Below are 16,130 nucleotides of genomic sequence, written 5' to 3'. Positions count from 1 at the left end.
CTACACCCCTTCCTATATAAAACTTGTTGCATCTAAAATAGCTTGCTCTAGTTGAGCGATATAAGTATTTCTTTGTGACTCTGTATAGCGAAAATGTTGTTGCATAACTTGAATGACCTGCTGTTTATAACGTTTTACTGCATCAATATCGAAGTATAATAAACCTGTACGACGAATAAAGAAATCACTTGGTGTGTACACCATTTCTGCTTCTATGCCATAAAGTAACATTGCATGTAAGGCAAGAGGCATCGTACTTCCATGCTCATGCAAATATTTCACCTGGTTAAACAACGCATCTACATTCGTGCCATATTTTTGAACGAGCGTCTTCGCTTCATCATAATTAAGACCATATTGAACACCTTCTCTTGCTTTATACGCTGTATAGTCAGGGAAATTGAGAGCATTGAGGCCTTTCGCACCAGAAAGCGATATCTCACGCGTTATACATGGACCTGCGTGCTTATATCTATGTGTTTTCACAATTTTATCAACGATTGTTTCTGCCATTTGGCGGTAGCCCGTTAATTTGCCACCTGCGATTGTCATTAGTCCACTTGGAGCCGTCCATATTTCATCTTTTCGTGAAATTTCAGATGGATCCTTTCCTTTTTCAAAAATAAGGGGACGTACACCTGCCCACGACGATTCAATCGTTTCTATTGAAATATTTGCTGTTGGAAAAACAGTTTTTGCAGCATCCATTAAATAATCAACATCCTCTTTGGTTGCGACAGGATGTGCTGGGTCTCCCTCGTAAACTGTATCCGTTGTTCCTACATAAGTTTTGCCATCACGTGGAATTGCAAAGGCCATGCGTCCATCCACTATATCAAAATATACTGCTTGCCTTAATGGAAAATCCTTTTGATCAAGGACAATATGAACCCCTTTTGTGAGTCGTAATTGCTTTTTGTCTGCTACTTTATCCTTGTGACGGACCTCATCTACCCAAGGTCCAGTAGCATTAACGATTTGCGCAGCATGCACTTCTATCATTTTCCCTGTCACATGATCCTTTACTTGCACTCCTACAAGCTTTTTCTTTTGATATAAAAATTCTGTCATCTCCGCATAATTTAGACAAAGTGCCCCGTATTCAACCGCTTTTTTCAGTACCTCTATTGTCAGACGGGCATCATCTGTACGATATTCAACATAATAACCACCACCGACAAGCTCATCTCGATTGAGTAAAGGCTCTAGCGCTGCTGCTTCCTGAGCATTCAGCATTGTTCTACGTTCATGCTTTTTGACACCTGCTAATCGATCATATACCTTCAATGCCAGTGATGTTGTTAATGGACTAAGTGAGCCCTTCTTATATAATGGCAGGAGCATTTTTTCGGGCGTTGTAACGTGAACCGCACTGTCATAAACAATTTCACGCTCACGCCCAACCTCAGCTACAACACCTACATCAAGTTGCTTTAAATACCGAAGTCCACCATGAATAAGCTTTGTTGAACGGCTGGATGTGCCAGCAGAAAAATCCTGTTTCTCGATCAAGGCGACTGACAATCCCCTAGATGCAGCATCAAGTGCAATGCCAGCACCAGTAATCCCGCCACCAATGACTAATACGTCAAAGCTATATTGCTCTAAAAAATGTATAATTTTAGGACGATGTTCAAATGAAAACATACCTTTTTCCCCCATTAGCTATGATTTGAAAATACATGTAACCTCTACAACTTTTTGCTAGATCGCTTTAAGAGCCGGTCCTTATTGTGCATCCATTTCTGATTGATAAGTTACCTGCAAGCGGAATATCCTCATCAAAGAATAGAATTGGAGCAGTCTTTGTATAAATCTCTGAAGAAATTTTCACCTCTAGTAACATTGACATTAGGGTATTTAATAGCGTACAAAGTTCTTCATCCCACTTCAAGTCGTAGGTATTATACAGCAATGTACGAGTGGCAATACATTGTCCCCCTTTCTAAAATGTCAGGCGTTACAACTACATTACCCGTTTAAACATTTTCTCCACTTCATAAGTTGTAAAATGAATAAGTACTGGACGTCCGTGTGGGCATGTAAATGGATTATCAGCATTACGTAAATCTTGTAATAACGTTTCCATTTGCTCTTTCGTTAAATAATAATTGGCCTTTATCGATTTTTTACAGCTCATCATAATCGCTGCTGCCTCACGCATTTTTTTAACGTCCGCCTTTTTCGTTGTCAGCACCTGTTCAATTAAGTCCTCGATAATTTCCTGTTCTTCCCCTTTAGGAAACCAGCTAGGATGCTCTCTCACGACAAATGAGGACTGTCCAAACTCCTCTAAAAATACACCGACAGCTTCTAATTCCTGTCTATTTTCTCTTAAAAGAAGCGCCTCATCAGCTGCATAATGGAAGGTCAACGGGAGCAATAAAGCCTGTCGTTCATTCGGGTTTACCTGACCGACCTTTTCACGGAAAAATTCATATTTAATACGCTCCTGTGCCGCGTGCTGATCGATTAAATAAAAGCCATCCTCCATCTGTGCAACAATGTACGTACCGTGAATTTGCCCTACTACTTCAAGCGCAGGGAATGGTTCTTTAATAGGCTCATCTTGTAAAACTTCTCTAGGTTCCTCTAGCCCCTCTAGCGTCATTTCTTCAGGAGGATTTGCTTCCATCATTGGTGTTGGCTGCCAGCTACCTTCAATAACAGTAGGGACGGGCTCTGCCACTATAGGCTCTAATTGTTTTTGCTCCTGAACAGTTTGCACATCATAAAGCTTTTCTACTATGGCATTCATTTTCTCCACATTAAGCTTTGGTGCCGGCTTCCATATATTTAACTGCTCCGTCGCCGGCTTCGCGACTTTTTCCTTCTTTTCCATTTGCGGCACGCGAATAACATGGCGTATTTGCTCCCGTATTGTTTCCTCAATTAGTTTAAGAAGCTCTGGTTCTTTACTTAAACGTATTTGATGCTTAGCAGGATGAACATTGACATCTGTTAAATAGGGATCACCTTCGATAAAGAGTGCTACAATCGGAAAACGCTCAATTGGTAAATACGTATGATAGGCATCTACAATCGCTTTTTGTACTAAATAATGCTTCACCCAGCGACCATTAACAAACAACGACACATAGTTTTTCGAAGCACGAGTCACCTCCGGTAATGACACAAAACCAGAAATTTTATAATCGTGTGACTCTCCATTGAAGGACACCATTTTCTTAGCATTATGCACACCGTAAATGGCAGCTAATACTTGCTGCACGTCACCTCGTCCATTTGTTTGTAACAATTGCTGACCGTTATGTAGCAATCTAAACGCAATTTGTGGATTTCCAAGTGCAAGACGGTTCATTAGGTCAATGGTATGCCCAAGCTCGGTCTGTATTGTTTTCATATATTTTAATCGAGCAGGTGTATTGAAAAATAACTGTGACACTGTAATATCTGTTCCTTTACGCAAAGGACCAGGTTTATGTGTAGCGACGTGTCCACCTTCAAGCTCTAAATAAGTACCTGATTCACCATTTGACGTAATGAGTGTCATTTTAGACACCGATGCAATTGAAGCTAACGCCTCACCACGAAAGCCAAGTGTACGAATTCGAAATAAATCATGCTCCTGATGGATTTTACTTGTTGCATGGCGAGAGAATGATATTAATGCATCCTCTTCATCCATGCCACTACCATTATCAATTATTTGAATTGAAGTGAGGCCCGCTTCTAGTAAAAAAACATCAATGGACGTACTTCCTGCATCAATCGCATTTTCAACAAGCTCTTTGACTACAGAGGCTGGCCTTTCAACTACTTCCCCTGCAGCGATTTTATTGGACAGCCACTCGTCCATAATTTGTATTTTTCCCATAGCGCATCACTCCTTTACTTTTTTGCGTTTAATAATTGCTGCTGTAATTCATATAATATATTCATCGCTTGCATTGGTGAAGTGCCCAGAATATTTACCTTTTCTAAGCTTTTAAGCACCTCTGCCTCTGCTGGAGCGATTGGTTCCGCCTTCGCAAATAGTGACATTTGCACTGGCTGTTCAGCAACCTCCTCCCGGGACTCAGCTACTACCGTTCCCGCCTCGAAGTTTTCAAGCAAAACTCGTGCCCTTGTTAAAATTTCCGCTGGCAATTGTGCAAGCTGTGCTACATGAATTCCATAAGATTTATCGGCAGCTCCCTTTTTCACCTTGTGTAAAAAGACAACTGTGCCATTTTTTTCAGTAGCAGATACGTGTACATTCTGCAGTCGAGGAAGCTCCTTTTCAAGTGCTGTTAATTCATGATAATGCGTTGAAAACAGTGTATTTGCCCCAATTTTATCATGGATATATTCCATCATCGATTGAGCAAGACTCATGCCATCATAAGTAGATGTCCCTCGACCAATTTCATCAAACAACATCAAACTATTTTTCGTAGCATGCATAATAGCGTGCTGCGATTCTAACATCTCCACCATAAATGTTGATTGTCCAGCAGCTAAATCATCCGCTGCACCGATACGTGTAAAGATCTGATCTGTAATCGGTAATCTAGCTTTTTCAGCAGGTACATAACAGCCCATTTGTGCCATGACAACGATCAGTGCAACCTGACGCATATACGTACTTTTACCGGACATATTCGGTCCTGTAATAAGCATCATATTATTAGTATCCTCAAGTACACAATCATTCGGCACATACATTTGCTTATTGAGCATTTTCTCAACAACCGGATGGCGCCCCTCAATGATTTCAAGGGCACGACCTTCATGAAATTCAGGCTTCGTAAAACGATATTTCTCCGAAACGCTCGCAAAGCTTAAAAGCACATCTAATTCACTAATACTTGCCGCTAACGCTTGTACACGTGGAATAAACGCCTTTAACTCATCGCGTATTTCTACAAACAAGTTGTACTCTAACGTTAAACTTTCTTCTTCAGCATTTAATATTAATGCTTCTTTTTCTTTAAGCTCCTGTGTAATATAACGCTCGGCATTTGCCAAAGTTTGCTTACGTTCATAGCGTGTTAAATCAGCTAAATGGATGTTGGATTTTGTAATTTCAATATAATAACCGAAAATTCGATTATAGCCGATTTTTAAGTTTTTAATGCCTGTTTTCGTCCGTTCTTCTTGCTCTAGCTGGGCAATCCAATCCTTTCCATTACGAGAAGCATAGCGTAGCTCATCTAATCGCTCATTATAGCCATCACGAATAACGTCACCTTCTTTAATCGTAATTGGTGGATTATCTGTAATAGCACGAGCTAATAGTGCCTCTACATCCTCACACATATCCAATGTTGCACCTAACTTATGCAATGTTTCTTTATTGGTACTAAGTAATTGTTGCTGAATAGCAGGTACTTGACGTAACGAATCACGTAGCTGTGCTAAATCTCGTCCACCAACATTCCCGAAAGCTACACGACCAGCTAAACGCTCTAAATCATATACTTGTTTTAAAGAGGCTTGTAGCTCTGTTCTTACAAAATACTCTTCCAATAAATCAGTCACGATTGCTAATCTTGCTTCAATGGCAGAACGTGTTGCAAGAGGCTGATGTAACCATTGCTTTAACTTTCGCCCACCCATCGCAGTTACTGTGTCATCTAATAGCCATAATAGGGTACCTTTTTGATCGCCACCGCGTATAGATTGAATAAGCTCTAAATTACGCTTTGAGCTAGAGTCAATTCGTAAATAATTTTTCATTTCATTATACGTAAATGTTTGAATATGCGATAACGAACGCATTTGTGTTTTATCGATGTAAGCAAGCAAACGAAGACAAACAACATGTAACTCATTTGGCACCGCTTCTAAATAGCTTGCTACTTTGTCCATTGTCATTTCATCCGTTTCAACGGAAAGCACAATACTCGCATTGACTGCGTGCTCCGCTAACAAAAGCTGTAAACTATCCGTTACAATCAGTTCACGAATACCATATGCCTGCATTTGCATTAAGAGTGCTTTGCCATCGCCCTCAATAGAGGAAGCAACTGCTTCACCCGTCGATAAGTCTAAATATGCATAGCCGAATGTTTTGTCATCAATTTGCTCTGCCGCACCAATAAAATGATTGGTTTTACCATCGAGTGCTTTCCCTTCCATAATCGTACCCGGTGTAATAAGTTGTACGACTTCACGTTTCACTACACCCTTTGCTTGCTTCGGATCTTCTGTCTGCTCACAAATGGCAACCTTATAGCCCTTTTGCACAAGTGTTTCAATATAATTTTTCGCCGAATGATGAGGAACGCCGCACATTGGAATACGCTCTTTCGCACCTGCATCCCGGCTCGTTAATGTTATTTCTAAAATTTGTGAGGCATTAATTGCATCCTCAAAAAACATCTCGTAAAAATCGCCTAATCTAAAAAATAAAAAGGCATCCTTATATTCTTCCTTTACCTGTAAATACTGTTGCATCATCGGTGTGTATGTTGTCATTTTTTAATTTACCTCGCTCTTGCCATATAGATATTTTTATTATAACAAAAGATACATGCGAAACGCCTCATTCACCTTTTTTAAGATGTTAGCGTTTCGCATGTATGAAAGAAATATGGCTTTTAGTATTATCTTGGTTTTTCACCAGGAAACGATGAGGACTCTAAAACAAACCTTCCTTCTCCGCTAGAACTAGACGATGAACTTGAACTGGAGCTAGAGCTGGAGCTTGAGCTAGATGAAGATGAGCTCTCATCTTTAAAGTTCCATTCCTCTTCGAAATCTAGTGGATGTACACTAATGCAAATCGTCGTTTCACCCATTACCTCTACAACGACTTCGCGTTCTACTACAATTTCAAATTTTGTGCCGCATGGAGAAATGATTGCCTCTATGCAGTTTGGTTCTTGAACTACACGCACTCGAACTTCATCACTAACACTCACTTCGCCATCTCTAAAATGGAGCTTCACTTTGTCTTTATAGTGAACCGTTTCAGAAAACACTGCTGTTTTCGAATGATTACTATAGGCATACCAGACATTGACATCAAATTTCCCTGATACTTCTACAAATTTACCGACTTTTTTTGCGGAGCAAGTATGATTGATGACCCAGCAACCAAGAATACTCGTCGGTTTATTTGATGGACATAATGTTACACGTTCTTCCGTTCTCTTCTTCCCTTTGGCAACTACTGCTTTCGTCACGATTTGTCGTAAACGTTTCAGCGCAATTCCTCCTTCGACTCTTTTCACTCCATCATATGCAGGTAGCGCCCATTGGGTGAACATATATTTTTATAGAATTAAATTGCATCCGGATTTAACTTCATATGTCTAAATCACGATAACTTCCACGAGTATTGAAGAATAACACATAAAAATAGCCTTAATAACATCATTCGAGCTTTTCATATTGTTGAAAAACTATAATGTCAATGAAATTAAGGTGTCCTGAATAGGAAAAGCCCGAATGAAATCATTCATTCGAGCTTTTTCTTCTATTATTTTTATGAGCAGCTGCCTGGTTTTGTATTTGCTACGTATGAGCCAGTTTCTCCACGTAGTACATCGCCGCCTGTTGAGCGAACAATCTCATTTGTGACATTGTTAGCAATTGTATTTGATACTAATTGCAATAAATCATTTACATCACCTTGAGATTCTTTAAATTGTTGGACTACTGGAATTGCGTTGATTTCTTCTTCGATTTTAGCAATTTTGTCTTCAATCAATTTCAGCGCTTTTTCTTTTCCTAAGTGTTGGAAGTTAACAGCTTGCTTTTGTAGGCTTTTTAGACTTGCAATACGCTCACGTACTTGTTGGTTTTCATTAATTTGTGCTTCTGCCTTTTTGAAAAATTCAACTTCTGGCGTATTGGCAATCATATGCGCAATTTCGTGTGACTTCTTGATTAGATCTTCTTTTGTATATAATACTTGTGTCATTTACGCTTCCACCTTTTCATTTTTTACTACTTCTACGAATTCTCCACTCAATGAATATGAAGTAGCTTCAACTATTTTCACCTTCACTAATTGACCAATTAAATCTGCTGGGGCTTTAAAGTTTACAAGTCGATTTTTACGAGTATAGCCAGCTAACACATCATCGCGTTTTTTACTTGTACCTTCGACTAATACTTCGACAATTTCACCCTTCATGCTCTCTAATGCTTTGCGAGAGTATTCCCCTACAACCTCATTTAATCGCAGAAGACGTTCTTTTTTCACTTCTTCAGGTACATTATCCACCATTTTGGCAGCAGGTGTACCCTCACGAGGAGAGTAAATATAAGTAAAGGCCATTTCAAAGCCTACTTCACGGTACAAGGCTAACGTCTCTTCAAATTGCTCCTCTGTTTCATTCGGATAGCCAACAATAATATCAGTCGTTAGCGTTACTTCAGGAATAGCCGCTTTAATTTTTGCTACTAATCCAAGGAAATGCTCACGCGTATATTTACGTGCCATAATTTTTAACACTTCATTCGAACCAGATTGTACTGGTAAGTGAATATGCTCTACTAAGTTACCACGTTTTGCAAGGACTTCGATTAAATGATCATCGAAGTCGCGTGGATGACTCGTTGTAAAGCGAATACGCGGGATATCAATTTTTCGTAATTCGTCCATTAAATCACCAAGTCGGTAATCAATATCCTCGAAATCCTTACCGTAAGCGTTGACATTTTGTCCAAGTAGCATAATTTCTTTATAGCCGGAAGCTGCTAGTTCACGAACTTCAGCAATGATTTCTTCCGGACGGCGACTACGCTCCTTACCACGCGTATAAGGTACGATACAATACGTACAGAACTTATCACAGCCGTACATAATATTTACCCAAGCTTTGATAGAGCCAAGACGTTTTTTCGGCAGATTCTCAATAACATCGCCTTCTTTAGACCAAACCTCAATGACCATTTCCTTTGACATATATGCTTCTTTCAAAATGTTTGGTAGACGGTGAATATTGTGTGTACCAAACACCATATCGACATGAGGATAGCTTCTTAAAATTTTATTTACAACGGATTCTTCCTGTGACATACAGCCACAAACCCCAATAAGCATTTCTGGATTTTTACGTTTATATTTCAGCAGGAAACCAAGTTCTCCAAATACTTTATTTTCTGCATTTTCACGGATGGCACACGTATTCAGTAGCACGACGTCAGCCTCATCGATCACATCTGTAGGCGTATAACCAAGCTGCATAAAGATCCCAGCCATTACTTCTGTATCATGCTCATTCATTTGGCAGCCATAGGTACGAATATAAAATGTACGTCCTATGCCCATACCTGCAAACTCTGCTGCAATGTTAAAGTCCTTATGGTACTTAACTTCTTCTTTCCCACGTTTTTTAGCATCTTTTAATGAAGGTGCCGTAAAGACCGTTTCAAAATATTTACTATAATCCTTTTCAAGCTTGTCTTCTTTTTTTGGTTGATTGACTTGTTGATTAGCTAAACGTTGTTCCTCATTCATCGCAATCAGGTAACTCCTTTCAAACGAATTCCATACACTTGAATTCCCATTTTACTATTATACTTAATAATTGCTACATCCTACAAGGTTTGCGTACTAAATGTCGTGGTTTAGACTTAATTACGGCTTATTACCAAAACGTATGATTGATTTCCGTTCCTGCTGGGGATAAAACATTTGCCGCTGTCGCACAGAGCAAAGCTTCCTAAGGGCGTCGGGGCAATCGATGTTTTTTGTACGAAAGTGCAGTGCAACGTAGCGGCAGTGACAGGAAGTTGATCACGAAGGCGTTATCACAGGACGTGATGTTTTTAGCCTTCGTTCCCCATACCGCTTCGCTGCAGGGTCTCGTGCCAACAGATGCTTTTTGCGCGAAAGCGTAGTCCTGACGAAGTGCCAGCAGAGGGTTTTGTTTGTGCGAAAGCGCAGCGGCAGCAACAGCACTTTTGTTTGTGCGAAAGCGCAGCGACAGCAACAGCAACGATGTTGGTCACGAAGGCGTTATCACAGGACGTGATGTTTTTAGCCTTCGTTCCCCATACCGCTTCGCTGCAGGGTCTCGTGCCACAGATGCTTTTTGCGCGAAAGCGTAGTGCTAACTAAGCGGCAGCAGAGGGTTTTGTTTGTGCGAAAGGGCAGCGACAGCAACAGCACTTTTGTTTGTGCGAAAGCGCAGCGACAGCAACAGCACCGATGTTGGTCACGAAGGCGTTATCACAGGAAGTGATGCCCTTAGCCTTCGTTCCCCTATCGCTGATCCCCAAGGAGTCGCCCAGCCTCCACTCCAATCAACTTATAAACAAAACATACGTCTTAACAAATGTCATCTACAACTTTTGGTGATGAGCCTTAATTACTCTTAGCTACCTTAATTCCCCAAAAAGAATAGGACACCTTTGATAGGATTCTGTATCAAAGGTGTCCCTGCGCTTAGCTTGACCTTATTTGTAGTACTTTTTATATTTTAGATTCAAATAAAAATTGTATAGTTTCAGCTTTAACCATCGTTTTACGTTCATATCTTCTTTAAAATATAGGGCATTCGAATATTTGCCCTGTTTTATTAATCGTTTGGCTTCTATTTTCAATTTTTCATTTTTCAAACCTTTAAACAACACACTTTCTGGAATCAGTGACCACAAATGCTTAGTCTGAACATACGTTAGCTCTTGACTTGCATTGAATATATAATCATTAGCGACATACTGCATTAAATTATGACCACTCGCTGTCACATAATAGCTAGAAGCACCCGATCGTAAGTTCATTTCAAATATTTTATATTCCCCGTCACGAACATCTAATTTCATGTCAATGTTCGCATATCCAACATATCCAATATCCTCTAAAAAATAACGGATATTGTCCATTAGCTGTTCGTCGAAATCCGTCATAATCGCCAGAGACGTCCCAATATTTTGTGGTGAGGGATCTTCGAGAAGTTTGTTACCTAAACACATCAATTTAACCCTCTTATCCTTCCCTACGTAAACATCTAATACACGAATATAAGAATCATCACCTGGAATAAATTCTTGAAGAATTAAAGAATCTTTATATGTAGAACGATAAATACTGCTAATAATCCGCTGCTTCTCTTCTTCATTGTTTGCAAGAAATACTTTTTTCTTCTCGGGGAAGGAACAACTTGTATATTCGACAGAATTCGATGGTTTAATAATCATCGGATAATCAAATGGAACATCACTTATTGCATGTTCCTTTGTCACTACCACCGTTTTTGGATATTTAATATTATATAAATCACAACACTTATAAAACTCTTCCTTTGTTCGAATCCGCTTCATTAAATCTTCATCTATATAAGGCAAAATGAAATATCGCTGTAGCGTCTGTTTATTGGTAATGATAAGCTCCGCATAATAACAATCACCTACAAGTAAGATTAGTTTCTTATTTTTGAACTGCTTCGCGACGTCTATTAAAGCTTGTACAAAATAGTCTGGTTCATCTAATCGGTCCACATATTGAAAGTCGATGATTTGACTATTTTGAGTTGCTATTCCTCGTGTCCCACCTAGCAAGAGTGTTCGAATGCCTTTTGTTTTCAATGCGGGTTCTAATACAAGGCTTTTTATACGGTACGCTTCGTAAAAGGAGCGGGCTACACCATATGCATTTTGGCCAGATTGTATGATTACCGGCAAAAAGATTTGATCTACTTTTATTGACAAATTTACTCGCCTCTCATTTATAAATGAATTTAATCATTTGTATGCAATTTGTCTTGTACTTATGTAACTAAAAGTATTATGAACTACGGTGTGCTAAATCTGAATTAATTTTTTCTTACGCTGTTCAAAACCTACAATTGATTGTACACCAAAGCTTTTAAGTAATTCTGCATTGACAAATGTATACTTGCCTAAATCGTCCGGGAAATGTGCATCTGAGGAAATTGTAAAGGCTACACCATGGTCAATTAAAATTTGCAAGAAACGAGGTCCTGGGCACATTTCCTTTACTGGATAGCGATAATATAAGCCGGCATTTATTTCAGTGGCAGTTTGTGTTGTCATAAGTGCCTTTGCAATTCTTTCATACCAAGAGTCAAGAAAAACCGTATCCTTCACTTGATAGTCAAATACTTTAAAGTTGTCCAAATGTGCCACAAAATCAAACATATTGGAGAGGATCATTTTTTCTACTGTAGCAAAAAAACGCGTATAGTTCTGCTGTAAAGTAGCTGTATTCATACCCTCAAATATGTATTGTGTTTGAGGGTTATCAAAGCCCCAGCCTTCCACAAAATGGACAGATCCGATGACATAATCCCATTGGTATGCTGCTAATAATGATGCTAATTCTTCCTCACCACCGACAAAATAATCCGCCTCAATACCAAGCTTTAAGGAAATACCATGACGACTCCACTTTGCCTTTGCTCGATTAATAGCTGACACAAAATCATCCATGCTTTCCGTCATCACACGATCAAGCCAGTAACGCTGCACTTTACCAACTTCGTTATCACCCAACTGCATATAACGCTCAAAATATGTTCGCGTCTCCTTAAAACGATATAGATGGTCGACAATGCCAACCTCGCGCAAACCAAGCTGTTTAGCCTGTTGTAGATATAAATCTAACCATTCCTCACTATAGCAGCCACTTTGTAATCGCTTTGCCAACTGCTGTATTTGCCACTCCACAAATGCTTTAGAACCTTGTGCTGCTTCATCTTCATTAAAAAAACGAATAGCTTGAGAAGTACGCTCTAGCCAACGAAATGAATATGGACCTTCTTCTAAATGTACATGATAATCAATCATCCGCTCTTCCCTCCATTACATACCGTCCACTTTTCCTCGTATGCTTGCCACTCCACTGGACAAGCAATATCACAAAGAATTTCCGAGCACTCCTCGATGTGACATATTTGATAAAAGGACTTACCATTTATTTTAGATGCATCCGCTAATAAAAAGTTCATCTTGCTACGGTCTAGCATTTTTTTAGAAATTAACGATTCATCCAAATCGTAATCGTATACGATACCATCACAAATACCACCACATGATATAAATGCTTTATCAAAATTCATATTCCCTAATACCTCCAAAGTCATAGCTCCTGCTACTGAGGATTGCCTTGGATTCGTCGTTCCTCCGAGTAAAATTACCTTACCCGTCATTCGTCGCTCTTCAATAGCCAAATTAAATTGTACTGCAGCAGCTATGGAATTCGTGACGACCGTTATATCATCGACTGCCAGTAAAAAATCTGCGATATGCACCGTCGTTGTACCGGTATCAACAGCAATTGTATCCCCATCACATATACGTCTAGCTGCCAAACGAGCTATATTACGTTTTGCCTCTTTTTGCATTTGCAGCTTGCGCAAAAATACTGGTTCATTTCTAACGTGTGTATACTTGACAGCTCCTCCGTGTACTCTCGTTAATAAACGCTGTTGCTCTAGCTCATCAAAATCTCTGCGAATCGTTTCAGGTGCCACTTGTAATTCTTCCGCAATATTGGCAACAACAATTTTCTCATCAACCTCTAATTGCTTTAAAATAAATTCAAATCGTTCAATTTTTGCATACGTCATGATAATGCAATCACATCTTCCCTTGCCACATAGCACGTATATTTTTTGCCCAGCTCAAACGAATATCCTCGTTGATGGAGCTGCTCCATTGTAAAGAAACATTCACCCTCAAACGTTGTTCGAATAACATTGCCGCTCATTAACGACTGCTTCGCCTCTCCAGTCATACAAACATCCCCCTGTCTCTGATCGAGATGAATGGCTTCAGGTCGAATTGCAAATTTTGAACATTCCTTTGGTAACGTCTCGCCAATCATGTTCTCAAGAGCTGGACGCGTAAAAACATTGTAATGTCCAATAAAATTAGCGATAAATTCACTTTCAGGGCTTGTATAAATCGCCGTAGGGGTTCCACATTGCGCAATCATCCCATTGTTCATTACAAATATTCTATCGGAAACAGCCATCGCTTCCTCTTGATCATGCGTTACTAACATCATCGTTATGCCTAGCTTTTGTTGAATGGCTCGTAAATCTGCCTGTAATTTTTTACGAATTTGGGCATCTAGTGCACTGAGTGGTTCATCTAGCAACAACACTTTTGGTCGGACAATTAAAGCACGAGCAAGGGCAACACGCTGCTGTTGACCGCCAGACAATTCTTTCGGATAAGCATTTGCTTTTTCAGATAAGTGGACAAGCGCAAGCATTTCTTGAACACGCTGGTCAACTTCAGAAGTATTTACTTTTTGCATGCGTAAACCAAAGGCTACATTTTCCTTCACCGTCATATTTGGGAATAGTGCATATGATTGAAATACCATACCAACTTGGCGATCCTTTGGTTGAACACCCATCATATCCTTACCTTCAATGACAATTTGGCCAGCCGATGCATCTGTTAATCCTGCTACAATACGTAAAATAGTACTCTTACCACAGCCACTAGGACCTAACAGAGTTATAAATTCACCTTTTTCAATCTTCATATCTATATTTGTCAAAACAGTTGATTGTCCATATTTTTTATGAAGTCCTTCAATAACAAGATAACTCATAGATTTGTAGCACCTTTCGATCGTTTCATTAATTTTGCAATCACGAACGTTAATAAGCCCATAAGAACGATATAAATAAAGACAACTGCACTGGCAATATGTCCACTTGTACTAAGTTTTTTCATTAAATAAATTTGTACCGTTTCAAAGCGAGAACCCACAACTAAATTAATCAGTACAAACTCTCCAAAAAGTACAGAAAACGATAATAATGCACCTGCAAATAAGCCTGGGTAAACAGTAGGTAATAATATTTTGCTAAATGCCTGCAATTTCGATGCTCCCAGTAATTGCGCTGCATCTAAAAGCTGCCGAGCATCTACATTGCGTAAACTATTGCGTGTCCCTTGGTAAATGTACGGAAGGATTCCGATGACATAGGCCCCTAAAACGACTAAAATCATTGGCACATCAAATTGGCTATAAACACGAATGAGCCCGACTGCTAAAATAATTCCCGGAAATGAATACACCATAACAACTGCCATCTGAATCCATTTTTCGTATTTTGGAAAATACAACACGATGACGAAAATGGCTGGTACGATCACGAGCAATGCGATTATTACAGCCCCACTCGACAATAAAACAGAGCGTCCAAACGCCTGTATAAATTCTGCATCCTGAAATAAGGTAGCAAGCCATTTCAATGTCAATCCTTCTGGCAAAATGGTCTTATTCCAATTCGTCGCAAAGGCATAAAGCATTGTTGCACCAACTGGCAACACCAAATAAACTACTAACAGAAGGAAGAATAAATCAGCAAAGCCTCTTTTTTTCACTATAACTTCCTCCTTGTTTTTGAAATACTCCATTCACTTAACAGCATTGCCGTCACCATCGTTACTGCTAATATTACAGCAATCGCACTTGCCAGCTCTGGCTGGGCAAAAATATCTCCTTGAATAAGAGAACCAATACGAATGGCGACTAAATTGTAACTACTACTAGTTAGCGCATAGGCTGAGGCATACGCTCCCATTGCATTGGCAAACAATACACTAAATGTTCCAACTATCCCAGGAAGCATTACAGGAACACCAATCTTCACCCAAAATTGCCATGTAGACGCTCCTAGCAGTGCCGCTGCTTCCTTCCATTGTTGCTGAATTCCATCATAAATTGGGTATAAAAGCATTAGCGCTAACGGTAGCTGAAAATAAATATAAATAAGTAACAAGCCACCCCAGCTATAAAGAGAAAATGACGATAATGCGTCGATCCCCCATTGATCGAATAGCAAGGTAAAGAGCCCGCTGTTTCCGAGTAATACGATAAAGGCAAATGCTAATGGAATACCTGAGAAATTTGATGTTAAGTTTGTTAATATTAAAATCTTCTCACGTACTGGCTCAGAAAATCTCATAATCGCATAAACTGCAAATAGAGTAACCATTAAGGCAATGACTGCCGAAATAACGGACAGTGTAATGCTATTTTTAAAGCCCTGTAAAATGTAATCATTCGTTAGTACAGATTGATAGTGTGCAAGTGTAAATCCATCACTATTTTGAAAGCTTGTTATTAGCATATACAGTAATGGTACTAAGAAAAATAACAAGACAAGTACTAGGAACGGGGAAAGCCAGGCAACTGTTTGCCGCTTCGAAATCAAAACAATCACTTCTTTCTTTATTTA

At 39.4% G+C, this 16,130-nt stretch carries 13 protein-coding genes; 1 reads left to right on the top strand and 12 read right to left on the bottom strand.

The window, feature by feature from the left end; genetic code table 11:
* Positions 1-12: 12 nt before the first annotated feature.
* The 6 genes from AB9L17_RS06225 to miaB all read right to left on the bottom strand — a co-directional run bounded on the left by AB9L17_RS06225 (position 13) and on the right by miaB (position 9,418).
* A complete protein-coding gene (locus AB9L17_RS06225) occupies positions 13-1,647 on the bottom strand; it encodes a glycerol-3-phosphate dehydrogenase/oxidase (protein WP_223552656.1) in 1,635 nt (544 codons plus the stop codon).
* A 319-nt stretch (positions 1,648-1,966) separates the two neighbouring features.
* A complete protein-coding gene (gene mutL / locus AB9L17_RS06220) occupies positions 1,967-3,838 on the bottom strand; it encodes a DNA mismatch repair endonuclease MutL (protein WP_068983063.1) in 1,872 nt (623 codons plus the stop codon).
* 14 nt (positions 3,839-3,852) lie between these two features.
* The gene (gene mutS / locus AB9L17_RS06215; RefSeq protein ID WP_375200216.1) at positions 3,853-6,423 is read right to left on the bottom strand and encodes a DNA mismatch repair protein MutS; all 2,571 of its coding nucleotides are present in this window, start codon (positions 6,421-6,423) and stop codon (positions 3,853-3,855) included.
* Positions 6,424-6,551: 128 nt separating this feature from the next.
* Positions 6,552-7,217, bottom strand: coding sequence for an outer spore coat protein CotE (gene cotE, locus AB9L17_RS06210; RefSeq protein WP_254660102.1), 666 nt, complete (start codon positions 7,215-7,217; stop codon positions 6,552-6,554).
* A 218-nt stretch (positions 7,218-7,435) separates the two neighbouring features.
* A complete protein-coding gene (locus tag AB9L17_RS06205) occupies positions 7,436-7,873 on the bottom strand; it encodes a RicAFT regulatory complex protein RicA family protein (protein WP_068983065.1) in 438 nt (145 codons plus the stop codon).
* Positions 7,874-9,418, bottom strand: a complete 1,545-nt coding sequence (gene miaB / locus AB9L17_RS06200) for a tRNA (N6-isopentenyl adenosine(37)-C2)-methylthiotransferase MiaB (RefSeq protein WP_223552651.1) — start codon at positions 9,416-9,418, stop codon at positions 7,874-7,876.
* 413 nt (positions 9,419-9,831) lie between these two features.
* Here miaB and AB9L17_RS06195 point away from each other — a divergent pair, with 413 nt between their 5' ends.
* On the top strand, positions 9,832-10,011 hold the full coding sequence (locus AB9L17_RS06195) for a hypothetical protein (protein WP_375200215.1): 180 nt from the start codon (positions 9,832-9,834) through the stop codon (positions 10,009-10,011).
* A gap of 348 nt (positions 10,012-10,359) precedes the next feature.
* Here the strand turns inward: AB9L17_RS06195 and AB9L17_RS06190 are convergent, their stop codons facing one another.
* From AB9L17_RS06190 to AB9L17_RS06165, 6 genes are all read right to left on the bottom strand, one after another.
* The gene (locus tag AB9L17_RS06190) at positions 10,360-11,607 is read right to left on the bottom strand and encodes an ATP-grasp domain-containing protein (RefSeq protein WP_375200764.1); all 1,248 of its coding nucleotides are present in this window, start codon (positions 11,605-11,607) and stop codon (positions 10,360-10,362) included.
* A 99-nt stretch (positions 11,608-11,706) separates the two neighbouring features.
* The gene (locus AB9L17_RS06185; protein WP_068983068.1) at positions 11,707-12,711 is read right to left on the bottom strand and encodes a histidinol phosphate phosphatase domain-containing protein; all 1,005 of its coding nucleotides are present in this window, start codon (positions 12,709-12,711) and stop codon (positions 11,707-11,709) included.
* Positions 12,708-13,493, bottom strand: coding sequence for a DeoR/GlpR family DNA-binding transcription regulator (locus AB9L17_RS06180; protein ID WP_068983069.1), 786 nt, complete (start codon positions 13,491-13,493; stop codon positions 12,708-12,710). The genes AB9L17_RS06185 and AB9L17_RS06180 overlap by 4 nt, the downstream gene beginning before the upstream one ends.
* On the bottom strand, positions 13,490-14,491 hold the full coding sequence (locus tag AB9L17_RS06175) for an ABC transporter ATP-binding protein (protein WP_068983070.1): 1,002 nt from the start codon (positions 14,489-14,491) through the stop codon (positions 13,490-13,492). Before AB9L17_RS06175 ends, AB9L17_RS06180 begins: the two co-directional genes overlap by 4 nt.
* Positions 14,488-15,273 (bottom strand): ABC transporter permease, encoded by a 786-nt coding sequence (locus AB9L17_RS06170; protein WP_068983071.1) that lies wholly within the window; start codon positions 15,271-15,273, stop codon positions 14,488-14,490. Before AB9L17_RS06170 ends, AB9L17_RS06175 begins: the two co-directional genes overlap by 4 nt.
* On the bottom strand, positions 15,273-16,115 hold the full coding sequence (locus AB9L17_RS06165) for an ABC transporter permease (RefSeq protein ID WP_223552648.1): 843 nt from the start codon (positions 16,113-16,115) through the stop codon (positions 15,273-15,275). Before AB9L17_RS06165 ends, AB9L17_RS06170 begins: the two co-directional genes overlap by 1 nt.
* Between the last annotated feature and the right edge of the window lie 15 nt (positions 16,116-16,130).

Source organism: Lysinibacillus sp. RS11 (assembly GCF_042019215.1).
In the GTDB taxonomy this organism is placed as follows: domain Bacteria; phylum Bacillota; class Bacilli; order Bacillales_A; family Planococcaceae; genus Lysinibacillus; species Lysinibacillus xylanilyticus_A.
The sequence above is the reverse complement of the archived record's forward strand: the minus strand, read 5'-3'. Positions and strand labels throughout refer to the sequence as shown.

Bases quoted from the DNA above. Each gene is read 5' to 3' on its own strand.
- AB9L17_RS06225 (WP_223552656.1), bottom strand. From the start codon at position 1,647: ATGTTTTCATTTGAACATCGTCCTAAAATTATACATTTTTTAGAGCAA.
- mutL (WP_068983063.1), bottom strand. From the start codon at position 3,838: ATGGGAAAAATACAAATTATGGACGAGTGGCTGTCCAATAAAATCGCT.
- mutS (WP_375200216.1), bottom strand. From the start codon at position 6,423: ATGACAACATACACACCGATGATGCAACAGTATTTACAGGTAAAGGAA.
- cotE (WP_254660102.1), bottom strand. From the start codon at position 7,217: ATGTTCACCCAATGGGCGCTACCTGCATATGATGGAGTGAAAAGAGTC.
- AB9L17_RS06205 (WP_068983065.1), bottom strand. From the start codon at position 7,873: ATGACACAAGTATTATATACAAAAGAAGATCTAATCAAGAAGTCACAC.
- miaB (WP_223552651.1), bottom strand. From the start codon at position 9,418: ATGAATGAGGAACAACGTTTAGCTAATCAACAAGTCAATCAACCAAAA.
- AB9L17_RS06185 (WP_068983068.1), bottom strand. From the start codon at position 12,711: ATGATTGATTATCATGTACATTTAGAAGAAGGTCCATATTCATTTCGT.
- AB9L17_RS06180 (WP_068983069.1), bottom strand. From the start codon at position 13,493: ATGACGTATGCAAAAATTGAACGATTTGAATTTATTTTAAAGCAATTA.
- AB9L17_RS06175 (WP_068983070.1), bottom strand. From the start codon at position 14,491: ATGAGTTATCTTGTTATTGAAGGACTTCATAAAAAATATGGACAATCA.